Below are 15722 nucleotides of genomic sequence, written 5' to 3'. Positions count from 1 at the left end.
GGCCATTCCGGTCGGCAATGGTGGATGTGGCGTTGGCGACATCCTGCGCTAGCTTTGTCGCGCGAACGTGCAAACCGTTCAAATCCGGGGCAGGCGCCCGTTAACTCTGCCGCAGCGGCGGAGCCGCCATGACCGGATTGTGAACATGCCTGCAGGTTCCTGCTTTGCGGCTCGTCATTTGCATGTCACCATTCGATTCTCAACGGGAGGGCCGCTATGCGCTGGTGTGTCTCGATTGGAGCGGTACTCGTCGCGGGAGCGATGGCCGGCGGCGACGTCGCGAGCATGGCTGCGACAGGCCCGAAAGCGCAGTTTGTCCAGAGCAAGCAGGACCCCGTGGTCGATGTCGAACTGGTGCTGGCGGTCGACGTTTCCTATTCGATGGATATGGACGAGCTGGCGATCCAGCGCGAAGGCTATGCCCAGGCCATCGTTTCCAAGGAATTCCTTACCGCGCTCAAGAGTGGCCCGACAGGCAAGATTGCGGTCACTTATTTCGAATGGGCGGCATCGTCAGACCAGAAGCTGATCATTCCCTGGCGTGTCATCGATGGTCCTGAATCCGCCGACGCGGTGGCATCCGAAATCATGAAGACACCGATCCGCCGGGCGTCGCGGACGTCGATCTCGGGCGCGATCTACTACGCCATGCCGCTGTTCGATGAAAATGCGCTGCACGGTCTGCGCCGGGTCATCGATATTTCGGGCGATGGGCCGAACAACAATGGAGGACCGGTGACGGTCGCGCGCGACGAGGCAGTCGCGAAAGGTATCGTCATCAACGGCCTGCCGATCATGGCCAAGGAACTGTCCTACTCGACCATGGATATCGAAAACCTCGATCTCTATTATGAGGACTGCGTGATCGGCGGCGCGGGTTCCTTCGTGGTGCCGATCAAGGAGCGCGACAAGTTCAAGGAAGCGATCCGCACCAAACTGGTGTTGGAAGTCGCAGGATTGATGCCCGAGCCGCGCGCGATTCCTGTCGCCAACACGATGAAGGAGCCCCGCGTCAACTGCCTGATCGGCGAGAAGATCTGGCAGGATCGCTGGGGGCGTTAGTTCCGTTAGCCATCGACCCGCGCAATTGCGTGGAAAAACGTGCCGGTGACATGGCCGCGCCGTCCGCCGTGTTCTGCCATGGGTTCGGCCTGCGCGTTGCGGAGATCGACCAGGGGGTCGTCGCTGCCTGGATCAATCAGTGACGCGTAATGGAATTCGTGGCCACGGATGAGCGATCCCTTTGCTCCGATAGGACTGTCGGATAGCAATTGCGCCTCGCGATAGCCGAGATGTAGGCGCCGCTTGTGAAAACTCGTCGTGTGGCTGAGCAGCCCCGTCATCGCATGCCGGTTGCCGTCGGCATCCTCCAGGCCTTCACCGAGCACCATATAGCCGCCGCACTCGCCATGGACCGAACGTGTCTGTGCGAAGCGCACCAGCCCGTCGCGGAATTTTTGCGCCGAGGCAAGCGTTGCCACGTGAAGTTCGGGATAGCCGCCTGGCAGCCAGCATGCATCACAATCATCCGGCGGAGCTTCATTGGCCAGCGGTGAGAAGCGGACGACCTCCGCGCCGGCATTGCGCCAGCCGTCGATCAGGTGCGGATAGATGAAGGTGAAGGCAGTATCGACGGCAAGCGCAATGCGCTGACCAGGCGGTGGCAATGCTGGCGTGGCATTAAGCGTGGGCAGCCGCTCGATGGGGGCGGTCAGCGCGATGATGGCATCGAGATCGAGATGCTTTTCTGCCATGTCGGCGAGCACGGAGATTCGCGCAGTGAGGTCGCCGTGTTCGCCGGCCTGGATGAGGCCGAGATGGCGCTCCGGCAGCGCCAGCGCGGCATCCCGCGGAATGGCACCGACGACGGGGATGCCGAGTGGCGCGATGGCGTCCGTGATAAGGCGGCGATGTCGGTCGCTGCCGACGCGGTTCAGGATCACACCGGCGACGCGGACGTCGGGATGATGACCGGCAAAGCCGCGCACCATAGCGGCGGCTGATTGCGATTGCGCGGTCACGTCTAGCACCAGCAGCACCGGCAACTTGAACCGCGCGGCGATGCTGGCACTGCTGCCGTCGCGGTCGGCGACGCCGGGCACGCCGTCGAACAGGCCCATGACGCCTTCGACCACCAGGAGATCGGCGGCATCGCTGGCGCCAGCCATCAGCGCCTGCAGCAGGGGCGGTGGCATCGTCCAGCTGTCGAGATTGATGCAAGGCGCGCCAGTTGCGACCGCGTGAAAGGCAGGGTCGATATAATCGGGCCCAGCCTTGGCCGCGCGCAGTACCATGCCGCGCCGCGCCAGTGCGGCGAGCAGGCCGAGCGTGACCGTGGTCTTGCCCGCGCCGGAACGTGCTGCGGAGACCAGCAGGCCGGCGGTCATGATGCAACCTGGCTGAGGCTTTTCTCGATCATCGTGATGCGATGTGTCATCGCTTCCGAGATCGATGCAACCAACTGTTCGGGGAAATCTGGAGGCAAGTCATCAATCGCCTGCTCTGCCTTCGTCATCGTGTTTGCGACGATATCCTCGAAAGTGGAGCGCACGAGACTGGCACCGATGCCCGCCATCGCAGCGGATTGGACGAAGTGCCGCGGCATGACTTCCTCGACCCCGTAGTGACGGCTCTTGCCGATCGACATCGCCAGCTTGAAGTTTTTCCTCTGGACCTGCCCATTGTCGAGGCTCGGCTGTGCGCTCAGCACATCGTAGAGCGGGGTCATGCGGAAGCGTCCACCTGGATTGAGGAAGATGCTGAAATTCTTGGCATGGCCGTCGGTGGCGCCGATCAGCCAGAACACGATGATGGCGCGCAGGAAATGCGAAAGGTCTGCTTCGACGGTGTCGCTGCCCTTGAGCAGGCCGAAGATCTCCGTCGTACCGGGGCCGCCGTCGGACTGATATTTTCGCGTCGAGGCTATGGACAGCGATTGCAGGCAGTCCTCCTGAGGCAGGCGCAGCAGGCGCTTGTCGCGCGTCCAGAGCCGGTCGAAGCGTTCGACCACCAGCGTTCGCCGCCCGCCGAAATCGGCGATTTCCGTATGGGCTGACGGGATGCCGAGCGCTGACAGAAGTCTAAGGCAGAAATACTCGTTCTCGACACTGTCCGATAGATCGACGCCGTTTGGGAGCCGGCCGATCTGCGGCTTCAGGATATGGGTGGTCGCCGTCGTGCCAATTGGTTTGTACCATCGGCCGTCTCGCTTCAGCAGCGCCGTTTTCTCCTGGGCTCCGGCGATAGAAATGCGGAAGTCCTTATCCTCGCCGAGCCCGAGCGGGGCAGAAACGAGGTTGTTCAGGATGTCTGCGATATCGCCAGCATCGACAGGATGGCCGTCCACTTTGCCGGCCGGGTCGGGTGTGTGTTCGTCCGGAAGAAATTGCAACGCGCCGACGCAGTCGTGGCCGAGGGCGGCGAGCATGCTGTAGGTGTCGGTGCCTTCGGCGCCGACACGTTCGGCGACGCGCTTGCGGATTGCGTCGCCGTCCGGCAGCAGATTGTCGAAGACATTGAGGACCGCCGCGCCGACGTACTGATCTTCGCGCAGTGGAAGGGATAGAGAGATGGGAAAGGTCGAATCCCAATCCAGCCAGTCGCGTGCGTAGCGGAAGTTGACGGCACCAGTTGCCTCGCGCCGGAGCGCGCCGACGAGCCTGCCGTTGACGAACACGTTCAGTGGAACGTGCTTCGGCGAACGCGCCATCAGAAAATGCTTTCGATGTCGGCGGCCTCGGTGGTCGTACGAGATCGCACAACCAGTTCGAGATTGAGCGCGGCGAGAGCCGCCATCAGCGTATTGAGTTGGACGGCGGGTTCGCCCGCTTCCAAACGGGAAACCGTTCCCTGCCGCAGATGCAGCTTCTGGCCGAGTTCCGTTTGTGTAAGGTCAGCTTGCTTTCTCACCCGCCGCAAAATGGCGCCGAGCTGTTTTTCGTTGCGTGCGATCTGGTCCATGGAAAATCTCCCATGAAATTTATACGCGGTCGCGTATAAAAATACAATATACGCGATCGCGTATATTTAAATTTTATACGCGAATGCGTATAAAACGTCTATATACGCGATCGCGTATAAGCCGCCTCACACTGTCGCTCTTTCTTTCTTCGGCCAGTACTTGTCCCGCAAATGGCGCTTCACCAGTTTGCCGGTCGGCGTACGCGGCAATTCCGGCTCGAAGTCGATGCTCTTGGGACATTTGATCGGCGACAGATGCTTGCGGCAGTACAAGATCAGTTCGGCTTCCAGCGCCTTGCCGGCGCGGCTCATGTCGTGCGGCTGCACCACGGCCTTGACCTCTTCGCCCATCTCCTCGTTCGGCACGCCGAACACCGCAACATCGGCGATGTCCGGATGCGTGATGAGAACATCCTCGGTCTCCTGCGGATAGATGTTCACGCCGCCGGAAATGATCATGTAGGACTTGCGGTCGGTGAGGTAGAGGAAACCCTCGTTGTCGAGATAGCCGACATCGCCGAGGGTGGACCAGCCGCGCGCATTATAGGCGCGCTTCGTCTTCTCGGGGTCGTTGTGGTAGCTGAACTGCGGCGTATCGGCGAAATACACCGTGCCGATTTCGCCGGTCGGCGCTTCCTGATCCTCCTCGTTGACGATCTTGACGCTGCCGACCACAGCCTTGCCAACGGTCCCGCGATGCGACAGCCACTGCTGCGAATTCGACACGGTGACGCCGTTGCCTTCGGAGCCGGCGTAATATTCGATCAGGATCGGTCCCCACCAGTCGATCATGCGTGCCTTGACGTCGACGGGGCAGGGGGCTGCGGCATGGATCGCGCCGTTCAATGAAGAGACGTCGTATTTCAAACGGACTTCATCAGGCAGCTTCAGCATGCGCACGAACATGGTTGGTACAAGCTGCGACTGGGTGATCTTGTGCTTTTCGACAAGCTTGAGGAATTCCTCGGCGTCGAAATGCTCCATGATCACCGACGTGCCGCCGAGCGTGATCGCCATCATGTTAAAACGTAACGGAGCCGCGTGATACAGCGGCGCCGGTGACAGATAGATCGAGTCCGATGTCATGCCGCACATGTTCGCGCAGAGCAGCTTCAGGAACGGATTCGGCACGTCGATCGGATTGTTCTCCGAGGCGCGCTTGATGCCCTTGGGGCGGCCCGTCGTGCCCGACGAATACAGCATGTCGTAGCCGGCAACCTCGTCGGTAATCGGCGTGGCGGGCTGAGTGGCGAGGGCGGTATTCCAGTCGCGGAAACCCGGGCGCGAACCGTCGACGATATAGAACATTGGCTCCGCGGCGTTGGTAATCAGCGGCGCAATCACATCGGCGCATTTCTCGGAAGTGACGACGACCCGTGCGCCGCAATCTTTCACGATATAGGCGATTTCGTCCTGCGTGAGGTAGCGGCTGATCGCCGTGTAATACAGCCCGCTGCGCTGTGCAGCCCAGCAGATCTCCATGAAGTCGAGGCGATTCTCCATCAAGAGCGCGATGTGATCGCCGGCCTTGAGTCCTAGCGAGCGAAACAACTGCGCGCCGCGGTTGGAACGTTCGTCGAGTTCGCGATAGCTGAGCGCCTGGCCGGAGCCGGCCATGCGGTAGGCAATCTTGTCGGGATTGGTCTTCGCGTGAATCGACGGATGCGTCATGGAGAATTCCTTGGTGTTTCCTCGAAGACCGGCGGATTTTTCCGCTCGTGGTGTGGTTTAGTTTTCTTACGTCCCCTCTCCCCTTGTGGGAGAGGGGGCCTGAGCGAAGCGAAGGCGGGAGAGGGGTATGGCTAGTCGCGGGCCCTCTCCCGTCTCGAACCCGCTTCGCGTGTTCGATCCACCCTCTCCCACGTCGCGCTGCTACGCAGCGCTAGGGGAGAAGGGAAGAAAATTACAACCTCTCCACGATCGTCACATTGGCCATGCCGCCGCCTTCGCACATGGTCTGCAGCCCGTAGCGCTTGCCCGTCTGCTGAAGTGTATGGACCAGCGTGGTCATCAGCTTGGTGCCGGAGCCGCCGAGCGGATGGCCGAGCGCGATGGCGCCGCCATTGACGTTGAGGCGCTTTGGATCGGCGCCGGTGGCTTTCAGCCAAGCGGTCGGGATCGAGGCGAAGGCTTCGTTGACTTCGAACAGGTCGATGTCGTCGATCTTCATTCCGGCCTTTTCGAGCGCGCGCTTGGTGGCGGGCAGGGGCGCTTCCAGCATGATCACGGGATCGCCGCCCATCATGGTCATGTGGTGGATGCGCGCCAGCGGCTTGATGCCGAGTTGCTTGAGGCCCTTCTCGTTGACAACCATCACGCCCGACGCACCATCGCAGATCTGGCTGGCGGATGCTGCGGTGAGCTTGCCGTTCTCGGCGATTAGCTTGACGCCCCTGATGCCGTCGAGCGTGGCGTCGAAGCGGATGCCCTCGTCGATGTGATGGGTGTCCGTGGTGCCATCGGCGCGGGTGATCTGCAGCGGGATGATCTCGTCCTTGAACCGGCCGGCTTCGGTTGCTGCGATGGCGCGCCGGTGGCTCTCGAAGGCGTATGTGTCGAGGTCATCCTTCGACAGTCCGTATTTCTCGGCGACCATCTCGGCGCCGGTGAACTGGCTGAACTGGATGTTGGGATAGCGCGCTTCCATGCCGGGGCTCTTGTAGTGGCCCATGCCGGCCTTGGACGCGAGAATGCTTGGCGAGCCCATTGGCACGCGGGTCATGCTCTCGACGCCGGCGGCGATCACGATATCCATAGAGCCAGCCATCACGGCCTGGGCGGCGAAATGCAGCGCCTGCTGCGATGAACCGCACTGGCGGTCGATGGAGGTGCCCGGCACGCTTTCCGGAAGCTTCGAGGCCAGCACCGCGTTGCGCGCGACGTTGACGGCCTGCTCGCCGCCCTGGCCGACGCAGCCCATGATGACGTCTTCAACCGACGCGGGATCGGCGCCGGTGCGTTCAACCAGGGTGTTCAAGACTGAGGCTGCGAGATCGGCGGGATGCCAGCCGGCGAGTCGTCCGCCCTTGCGGCCACCTGCGGTCCGTGCGGCGGCGACGATATAGGCCTCGGCCATGCGTGATCTCCCCTTTTTGCCTTGTTTGGCGGCGTTTTTCGTGCGTTGAATGCGCGGGATTTAAGTGTCCGCGGAGAGTTTAGTCAATCGGTCAATTAACTCTTGAGTGCGGCCGATTGTTCGTATTATCTGCGCTCCGAATGGCGCCGACTTTGAACCCCAGCACCTCTGTGAAAACCGCCGCTGCCCGTAATCCGACGGCCGACAAGCTGTTGCTCGCGGCGAGCGAGCTGATGATTGCCAGCAACTCCATCGAGGTGTCGCTGAGCGAGATTGCGCAGCAGTCCGGGGTCAATGCGGCGCTGGTGAAATATCATTTCGGCAATAAGGACGGCCTGCTGCTGGCGCTGCTCGCGCGCGATGCCGCCACCGAGATGACCAATCTGGAATATCTGCTGGCGCAGCCGATCTCGGCCACCGCAAAACTGCGGCTGCACATCGCCGGCATCATCAAGGCCTATTACCAGTTTCCCTATATGAACCGCCTGATCCACTACTTGCTGCATGAGAGCAGCAACGAGGCAGCCGACGAAGTATCGAAGTTCTTCGTAGGGCCGCTGCTCGGCTTCCATCGCCGCCTGCTGGCCGAGGGACTCGAATCCGGCGAATTCCGCGCGGTCGATCCGGTGCTGTTCTACACCAGCCTGATCGGTGCCTGCGACAACCTGTTCTTCAGCCGTCATGCCATGTCGCGCGCCATTGGCGTCGGCCCGGTGACCGATGAAGTCTGCCGCGACTACGTCGCCCATATGGAAGCGATGCTGCTCGGCGGAATCCTCACAAACAAGAAGGCCGCCAAGGCCTGACATCACGAGCTCAGAAGAAACGGCCCAAGGAAAACTGCCAAGAAAATTCAAAAACGTCGGGAAACGCCCAAGGAACCAAATTCAAGAACCAAAAATAAGAAACGCCCAAGGACCAGTTCCAAGAACAACAACCAAGAAAACGCCCAAGGACCACTTCTTCTTCTTTTTCTTTTTCGTCGCGATCCAAAATTCAAGAAACGATCAGAAACGCCCAAGGAAAGGCATTATCGATGCAGTTGAAAGACGTAGCCGTATTCATCACCGGCGGTGGCTCGGGTCTCGGCGCCGCGACTGCGCGCGCGATGGCTGCCAAGGGCGCCAAGGTCGCCGTGTTCGACCGCGCGCAGGACAATGCCGAGAAGGTCGCTGCCGAAGTTAAGGGCGTCGCCACCGTCGGCGACGTCACCAGCGAGAATGACGTCAAGGCGGCGCTCGCCAAGGCAGCGGCTGCGCATGGTACCGCGCGCGTGCTGATGAACTGCGCCGGTATCGGCGGTTCGCAGCGCATCGTCGGCAAGCAGGGCGTTTATCCGCTCGAGAAGTTCACCAATGTCATCATGGTGAACTTGATCGGTACCTTCAACTGCCTGCGTCTGTTCGCCGAGCAGCTTGCCACCGCCGAACCGATCGGCGAGGAACGCGGCGTCATCATCAACACCGCCAGCGTCGCCGCCTATGAAGGCCAGATCGGCCAGATCGCCTACTCCGCCTCGAAGGGGGGCGTTGTGGGCCTCACGCTGCCGGCTGCCCGCGATCTCGCCTCCAGCAAGATCCGCGTCAATACGATTGCGCCGGGCCTGTTCCTGACGCCCCTTTTGATGGGCCTCAACGAGGAAGCCCGCGCCAGCCTGGGCGCGCAGGTGCCGCATCCGGCCCGCCTCGGCGACGCCTCGGAATACGGCAACCTCGCGGTCCACATCGTCGAGAACCCGATGTTGAACGGCGAAACCATCCGCCTCGACGGCGCCATCCGTATGGCGCCGCGGTAGTACTTGTCTTCCCCTCTCGCCCAGCGCGGCGTAGCCGCGCGCCGCAGGAGAGGGTGCCTGAGCAAGCGAAGGCGGGAGAGGGCTCGTTGTGGCGCCCCTCTCCCAAGTGAGTTTGTTTCTAACTCCTGCGCTGCGCTCTCCCGCAAGGGGAGAGGGCGCGGCAATGAGCGTCGGCAAGGCGCCAACGAGTGAAACGGGAGAGCGCGTGTGTCTAATCCACTGCTGATCGAACACGACGATGGCGTGGACCGGGTGACACTGAATCGTCCGGACAGTCTGAACGCGCTCGATCTTGCTCTGATCGACGCACTGAACGACTATTTCGAAAGCCTGCAGCGCAATCGCAAGACACGCGTGGTCGTCCTCAAGGGCGCCGGCGCCAATTTCTGTGCCGGGCTCGATCTCAAACACGCAATGGCGGCGCGCTCCGGGCAGAATGCGCCGCGCACCGTCACCGAGTCGCTCGATTCTCAGCGCCGTATCGCGGATATCGTGATGCTGATGCGCCGCTGTCCGCAGCCGATCATCGCGCTGGTGCAGGGTGCTGCCGCCGGTGGCGGTTTCGCGCTGGCGCTCGCCGCAGATATCCGCATCGCCGCCAAGTCGGCGCGCATGAACTGCGCCTTCATCAAGCTCGGCCTCGGCGGCTGCGACATCGGCTCAAGCTATTTCCTGCCGCGTCTCGTCGGCGTATCCGTTGCGTCCGAATTGATCCTCACCGGCCGCTTCATTCACGCCGATCGCGCGCTGGCTGTCGGGCTGGTGTCGGAAGTTGTCGACGACGGTCAACTCGAAACCGCAGCCGCGCCCTATGTCGATGCGATGATGACCGCGTCGCCGGTGGGGCTGCGGCTGTCGAAGGAATGCATCAACATGTCCGTGGATGCCGGCTCGATCGAGGCCGTGATCGCCATGGAAGATCGCAATCAGGTGCTGTGCAGCCGCTCGGAAGATTTCGAGGAAGGCATCCGCGCATTCATCGAGAAACGAAAGCCGGTTTACGTCACACGTTGAAGCGTGATCTCACGCACCGAATACAAGGTCCGACAAACGAGACCACGGTTCGACAAGAACGGTTTTGGGAGAAACCACATGAACGCCCAGGCTGCCGCGGTGCTGACAAAGCCCGCCTTCCGCAAGATCCACTGGATGGAGCGCGACATCGATGTCGAGCGCCGGCCGGACGGGGTCATCGTCATGAAGTCGCTGATACCGTTGATGCCCTATGAGACGCATCTGCCGGCGTCTCTGGCGAAGTGGGCCAAGGAGCGTCCCGATCACACCTGGCTGGCCCAGCGCGCCGGCGATGACCGGCAATGGCGTCGGCTCAGCTATGGCGAGGCGAAGCGGACCGCCGATGCGCTGGCCCAGGCGCTACTCGACATGAAGCTTGCGGCCGATGGACCGGTTGCGATCCTTTCGGGCAATTCCATCGAGCATGCACTAATGACCATGGCGGCGATGCAGGCGCGGCATCCGGCAGCGCCGGTGTCGCCGGCCTATTCGCTGATGAGCCAGGATCACGCCAAGCTCAAATATCTGTTCGACCTGATCAAGCCTGTCGCGGTCGTGGTGCAGGACGGGCCGACCTTCCAGAAGGCGCTGGATGCGCTCGATCTCACCGACATCAAGATCATCCATGTGGCGCGCCCGCCGACGGGGATCGCCAGCACCGCCTATGCCGACATGGTCGCGACCATGGTTACGCCCACGGTCGACGCATCGCTCGCCCAGATCATGCCCGATACGGTCGGCAAGCTGCTGTTCACCTCGGGCTCCACCGGCATGCCCAAGGCGGTCATCAACACGCAGCGGATGATGACGGCGAATGCCGCGATGATGATGCAGACGCGCCCGCGCGATCCGAACGCGCAGCCGCCGGTCTATCTTGACTGGATGCCGTGGAATCACACCATGGGCGGCAACGCTTTGTTCAACCCGCTGCTGATCGATGGCGGCACGCTCTATATCGACGACGGCCGGCCGATGCCCGGGATGATCGATGAGACATTGCGCAATCTGCGCGAGATCTCGCCGACCTATTACGCCAATGTTCCCGCCGGCTATGCTGCCATCGCCAGCGCGATGGAGAAAGACGATGCGCTGGCGCGCTCGTTCTTCAAGAACCTGAATCTGATGGCCTATGGCGGCGCGCGTCTCCCTGACGATCTCTATGAGCGTATGCAGGCGCTGGCCGTGCGCGCCACCGGCGAGCGCATCGTGTTTTATACCGGTTGGGGCTGCACCGAGACGTCGCCGACCTCCACCGGCACCTATTGGGACACCGAGCGCGTCGGCCTGATCGGCCTGCCGTTCCCCGGTGTCGAACTCAAGATGGTGCCGGTGGATTCGAAATACGAATTGCGCTTGCGCGGCGTCAACGTGATGCCGGGCTACTATCGCCAGCCGGACCTCACCAAAGCGGCCTTCGACGAGGAAGGCTTCTACAAGATCGGCGACGCTGGCATTTTCGTCGACGACAATGACCCCGTGCAGGGCCTGATCTTCTCCGGCCGCGTGGTGGAGGACTTCAAGCTGACGACCGGCACCTTCGTGCATGTCGGCTCGTTGCGCACTGATGTGATCGCTACGGCGACGCCGGTGGTGCAGGACGCGCTGATCACGGGACAGGATCGCCCCTATATCGGCGTGCTCGCCTGGCCCAACCTGCCGGCCTGCCGCATCATGATCGGCGAGCCCGAGGCGACATTTGCCGATGTGGTGAAACATCCCGCGGTTCTTGCCTGTCTGAAGAAGGGGCTGCAGGCACATAATGCGTCGTGCGAAGGCGCCAGCAGCAGGCGCATTGCGCGCGCGATGTTCATGGTCGAGCCGGCGTCCATCGACGGCAACGAACTCACCGACAAGGGCTACATCAACCAACGCGCCGGCCTCGAACGTCGCGCGGCACTGGTCGCCCAGCTTTACGCCGAGCACCCCGGCGAAGACGTCATCATCCTCAACTAGACTTTCCATCGATCAGAACAGAGTACACCGCCATGAACTTCGATTTCTCCGACGACCAGAAGCAGCTCCGCGATGAGGCCCGGCGTTTTCTCACCGAGAAGTGCCCGCCGAAAGCCGTGCGCGCCGTGATCGACGGCAAGGCGCCCTATGATCGTGAGCTCTGGAAGGGCTTGGCTGACATGGGCTTCCTCGGCGTCGCCATCCCGGAAGCGTTTGGCGGTTCGGGTGCCGGTCATCTCGAACTCTGCGTGATCGCCGAGGAAATGGGCCGCGCGCTGGCGCCGGTGCCATTCTCGTCTACGGTTTATCTCGCCGCTGAAGCGCTGTTGCTCGCCGGCTCCGATGCGCAGAAGCAGAAGTGGCTGCCGGCGATTGCACAGGGCAATGCCATCGGCACGCTGGCGCTGTTCGAAGGCTCGGGCAATCCGTCGCCAAAGGCGATCAAGCTCACCGCCGCGAATGGCGTGCTCAATGGCACCAAGAAGCCGGTGGCCGATGGTGCCATCGCAGATTTCGCCATCGTCGCCGCGCGCACCGGCTCCACCGGCCGCGACAGCGATATCGCGCTGTTTCTGGTTGATCTCACCAGCGAAGGCGTCGAGGTGAAGGCGCTGACCTCCATCGATCCGTCGCGCAATCAGGCCGAGATTACCTTCAAGAACGTCAAGGCCGAGCCGCTCGGCGTTGCCAACGAAGGCTGGAGCATTCTCTCGCAGGTGCTCGATCGTGCCGCCGTGCTGATCGGCTTCGAACAGGTCGGCGGTTCCGACCGTGCGCTGGAAATGGGCCGCGACTACGCGCTCGACCGTATCGCCTTCGGCCGCCAGATCGGTTCGTTCCAGGCGGTTAAGCACATGCTCGCCGACATGTATGTCTCGGCGACGCTGGCGCGCTCGAATTGCTATTACGGCGCCTGGGCGCTTTCGACCAATGCTTCCGAACTGCCGGAAGCCGCCGCTGCAGCACGCATCAGCGCGACGCAGGCGTTCCAGCATTGCTCCAAGAACAACATCCAGGTTCATGGCGGCATGGGCTTCACCTGGGAGTTCGACTGCCACCTCTACTACCGCCGCTCCAACGCGGTGGCGGTCGGGCTCGGCTCACTGTCTTATTGGGAAGACCAGTTGATCGAGCGCATGCGCCAGAAGAATGCGGCGTAAGGATCAATCGAGATGAATTTCGATGACACCCCACAGGAGGCCGCGTTTCGCGCCGAGGCGAAAGCCTGGATCGCGGCCAATGCGCCGAAGCAATATGAAGACGAGCTGAAAAAGGCCGCGCTCGGCCGCATTCAGCTCAAGAGTGCGAATATTCTGGAAGTCGCGAAAGCCTGGCAGAAGAAGAAGGCCGATGCCGGCTGGGCCGTACCGCACTGGCCGAAGGACTATGGCGGCCGCGGCGCATCGCCCATCGAGCGGGTGATCTGGCAGCAGGAAGAGGGCGTGTTCGGCAAGCTCGGCGCGCTCTTCATTATCGGTCACGGCATGTGCGGCCCGACCATGATGGCCTATGCCGCCGAGGAGCATAAGCGGCAGTATCTGCCGCCGCTGGCCTCCGGCGAGAAGATCTGGTGCCAGTTGTTCTCCGAACCCGCCGGCGGATCCGACGTCGCGGGTCTCCGCACCCGCGCGGAAAAGGACGGTGACGACTGGGTCATCAACGGCCAGAAGATCTGGACTTCCGGCGCGCACTACTCGGATTACGGCATCCTGATCACCCGTACCGATCCCACCGTGCCGAAGCACAAGGGCCTCACCATGTTCTTCCTGGACATGAAGAGCCCGGGCGTCGAGGTGAAGCCGATCAAGCAGGCCAACGGGCAGGCCGAGTTCAACGAGGTGTATTTCACCGACGTGCGGATTCCCGATGCGCAGCGGCTCGGCGCCGTCGGCGATGGCTGGAACGTGTCGCTGACCACGCTGATGAACGAGCGCATGGCGATCGGCGCCAATGTTGCCACGGGATTCCCGGAGCTGTTCGAGTTCTGCAATGGCCTGATGCTCGATGACGGTCCGGCCATCGACGATCCCGCGGTGCGCTCCAAGCTCGCCAGCTGGGCGGTGCGCGCCAGCGGACTTCGCTACACCAGCTTCCGCGCTATCTCGGCGCTGTCGCGCGGCGAACGTCCGGGTCCGGAAAACTCCATCGGCAAGCTCGTTGCGGGTGCCATGCTGCAGGATGTCGCGACCTATGCGCTCGATCTGCAGGGTGCGGCCGGCGTGCTCAACGGGCCGGAGGATGCGGAGGTCGCCGGCAAGTTCCAGGCGATGCTGCTGCGCTCGCCCGCCACGCGCGTCGAAGGCGGCACTGACGAGATCCTGCGCAACATCATCGCCGAGCGCGTGCTGGGTCTCCCCGGCGACATTCGCGTCGACAAGGACGTGCCATTCAACAAGATCCCGACCAAGGGACGATAAGTCAGCCTGTAGGATGGGTAGAGCGCGGCGAAACCCATCAATGTCCGCGCAAGCCCATCGATGGGTTTCGCAAGGGCTCTACCCATCCTACGCTTTCTTTTCTCATTAAGGACGACTGCCATGAATTTCGATGACACGCCGCAGGAAGCCGAATTCCGCGCCGTCGCGCGCAAGTGGATCGATGCGAACGCACCGAAGGAGCTGGAAGCTGAGCTGACCAAGCCATCGGCGAAGCGCGCCAGCGAGAAGCGCGACGCGATGCTCGATGTCGCCAAGGCGTGGCAGAAGAAGAAGGCCGATGCCGGCTGGGCCTGTCTGCATTGGCCGAAGGAATATGGCGGCCGCGGCTCGACGCCGATCGAGCGCGTAATCTGGCAGCAGGAAGAGGGCGTCTATGACAAGCTCGCGCGGCCCTTCGCCATCGGGCAGGGCATGTGCGGCCCGACCGTGATGGCCTACGCCTCCGAAGACCAGAAGCGCAAATATCTGCCGCCGCTGGCCTCCGGCGAGAAAGTCTGGTGTCAGCTGTTCTCCGAGCCCGCCGGTGGTTCCGACGTCGCTGGCCTTCGTACCCGCGCGGAGAAGGATGGTGACGACTGGATCGTCAACGGCCAGAAGATCTGGACCTCCGGCGCGCATTACTCTGATTATGGCATCCTGATCACCCGCACTGACCCGAATGTGCCCAAGCACAAGGGCCTCACCATGTTCTTCCTCGACATGAAGAGTGAGGGCGTCGAGGTAAAGCCGATCAAGCAGGCCAATGGCATGCAGGAATTCAACGAGGTGTTCTTCACCAATGTAAGGATCCCGGATAGCCAGCGGCTCGGCGCCGTCGGTGACGGCTGGAACGTGTCGCTGACCACGCTGATGAATGAGCGTATGTCGATCGGCTCCCGCGTCGCCACGGGTTTCCCGGAGTTGTTCGAGTTCTGCAGCAACCTGATGCTGGAAGACGGTCTCGCCATCGACGATCCCAATGTGCGCTCCAAGCTCGCAAGCTGGGCGGTGAAGAATTCCGGCCTGAAATACACCAGCTACCGCTCGATCTCGGCGCTGTCGAAGGGCGAGCGTCCGGGTCCGGAGAACTCCATCGGCAAGCTGGTCTCCGGCATGATGATGCAGGACATCGCGATGTTCGCCGCCGACCTGCAGGGCGCCTCCGGCGCGCTGGTCGGTGCCGATGCGGAAGCGGCCGGCGAATTTCAGGCGACGATTCTCGGTTCGCCCTCAATGCGCATTGCCGGTGGCACCGACGAGATCCTGCGCAACATCATCGCCGAGCGCGTGCTCGGCCTGCCGGGCGACATCCGCGTCGACAAGGACGTGCCGTTTAACAAGGTCCCGACCAAGGGACGGTAAGCTCTTTCTTCCCCTCTCCCCTTGTGGGAGAGGGTGGCCGCGCGAAGCGCGGACGGGTGAGGGGTGCCACAAGCTCCGAGCCCAGCCGTACCCCTCATCCGTCACGGCCTTCGGCCGTGCCACCTTCTCCCACAAGGGGAGAAGG

13 protein-coding genes are annotated in these 15722 nt (G+C 62.3%); 8 read left to right on the top strand and 5 right to left on the bottom strand.

Features of this window, described 5'->3' with window-relative positions; all coding sequences use genetic code 11:
* The first annotated feature begins 216 nt into the window (after positions 1 to 216).
* A complete protein-coding gene (locus CHC01_RS17495; protein ID WP_089265481.1) occupies positions 217 to 1062 on the top strand; it encodes a DUF1194 domain-containing protein in 846 nt (281 codons plus the stop codon).
* 5 nt (positions 1063 to 1067) lie between these two features.
* On the opposite strand, the gene CHC01_RS17490 is transcribed toward CHC01_RS17495, so the two are convergent.
* The 5 genes from CHC01_RS17490 to CHC01_RS17470 form a co-directional block, all read right to left on the bottom strand.
* Positions 1068 to 2387: a cobyrinic acid a,c-diamide synthase CobB gene (locus CHC01_RS17490; RefSeq protein ID WP_089265480.1), complete on the bottom strand. Its 1320-nt coding sequence runs from the start codon at positions 2385 to 2387 to the stop codon at positions 1068 to 1070.
* Entirely contained in the window at positions 2384 to 3709 is a 1326-nt protein-coding gene (locus tag CHC01_RS17485; protein ID WP_089265479.1) for a type II toxin-antitoxin system HipA family toxin, read from the bottom strand. The genes CHC01_RS17490 and CHC01_RS17485 overlap by 4 nt, the downstream gene beginning before the upstream one ends.
* Positions 3709 to 3960: a helix-turn-helix domain-containing protein gene (locus CHC01_RS17480; RefSeq protein ID WP_089265478.1), complete on the bottom strand. Its 252-nt coding sequence runs from the start codon at positions 3958 to 3960 to the stop codon at positions 3709 to 3711. The genes CHC01_RS17485 and CHC01_RS17480 overlap by 1 nt, the downstream gene beginning before the upstream one ends.
* 126 nt (positions 3961 to 4086) lie before the next feature.
* Positions 4087 to 5631, bottom strand: a complete 1545-nt coding sequence (locus CHC01_RS17475) for an acyl-CoA synthetase (RefSeq protein ID WP_089265477.1) — start codon at positions 5629 to 5631, stop codon at positions 4087 to 4089.
* Between the two features lie 232 nt (positions 5632 to 5863).
* Positions 5864 to 7036 (bottom strand): acetyl-CoA C-acetyltransferase, encoded by a 1173-nt coding sequence (locus CHC01_RS17470; protein ID WP_089265476.1) that lies wholly within the window; start codon positions 7034 to 7036, stop codon positions 5864 to 5866.
* A 140-nt stretch (positions 7037 to 7176) separates the two neighbouring features.
* Here CHC01_RS17470 and CHC01_RS17465 point away from each other — a divergent pair, with 140 nt between their 5' ends.
* The 7 genes from CHC01_RS17465 to CHC01_RS17435 all read left to right on the top strand — a co-directional run bounded on the left by CHC01_RS17465 (position 7177) and on the right by CHC01_RS17435 (position 15577).
* Positions 7177 to 7842 (top strand): TetR family transcriptional regulator, encoded by a 666-nt coding sequence (locus tag CHC01_RS17465; protein ID WP_089265475.1) that lies wholly within the window; start codon positions 7177 to 7179, stop codon positions 7840 to 7842.
* Between the two features lie 230 nt (positions 7843 to 8072).
* Positions 8073 to 8831, top strand: coding sequence for an SDR family NAD(P)-dependent oxidoreductase (locus CHC01_RS17460; protein ID WP_089265474.1), 759 nt, complete (start codon positions 8073 to 8075; stop codon positions 8829 to 8831).
* Positions 8832 to 9038: 207 nt separating this feature from the next.
* Complete coding sequence (locus CHC01_RS17455) at positions 9039 to 9845, top strand: enoyl-CoA hydratase/isomerase family protein (protein WP_089265473.1); 807 nt, start codon at positions 9039 to 9041, stop codon at positions 9843 to 9845.
* 78 nt (positions 9846 to 9923) lie between these two features.
* Complete coding sequence (locus tag CHC01_RS17450; protein ID WP_089265472.1) at positions 9924 to 11798, top strand: AMP-binding protein; 1875 nt, start codon at positions 9924 to 9926, stop codon at positions 11796 to 11798.
* Positions 11799 to 11830: 32 nt separating this feature from the next.
* Positions 11831 to 12958, top strand: coding sequence for an acyl-CoA dehydrogenase family protein (locus CHC01_RS17445; RefSeq protein ID WP_089265471.1), 1128 nt, complete (start codon positions 11831 to 11833; stop codon positions 12956 to 12958).
* A 12-nt stretch (positions 12959 to 12970) separates the two neighbouring features.
* Entirely contained in the window at positions 12971 to 14215 is a 1245-nt protein-coding gene (locus CHC01_RS17440) for an acyl-CoA dehydrogenase (protein WP_089265470.1), read from the top strand.
* Positions 14216 to 14335: 120 nt separating this feature from the next.
* Positions 14336 to 15577, top strand: a complete 1242-nt coding sequence (locus CHC01_RS17435; RefSeq protein ID WP_089265469.1) for an acyl-CoA dehydrogenase — start codon at positions 14336 to 14338, stop codon at positions 15575 to 15577.
* Positions 15578 to 15722: the final 145 nt, after the last annotated feature.

The sequence above is a fragment of the Tardiphaga sp. OK246 genome, assembly GCF_900188215.1.
Taxonomy (GTDB): Bacteria; Pseudomonadota; Alphaproteobacteria; order Rhizobiales; family Xanthobacteraceae; genus Tardiphaga; species Tardiphaga robiniae.
This window is presented reverse-complemented; position numbering and strand designations above follow the sequence as displayed.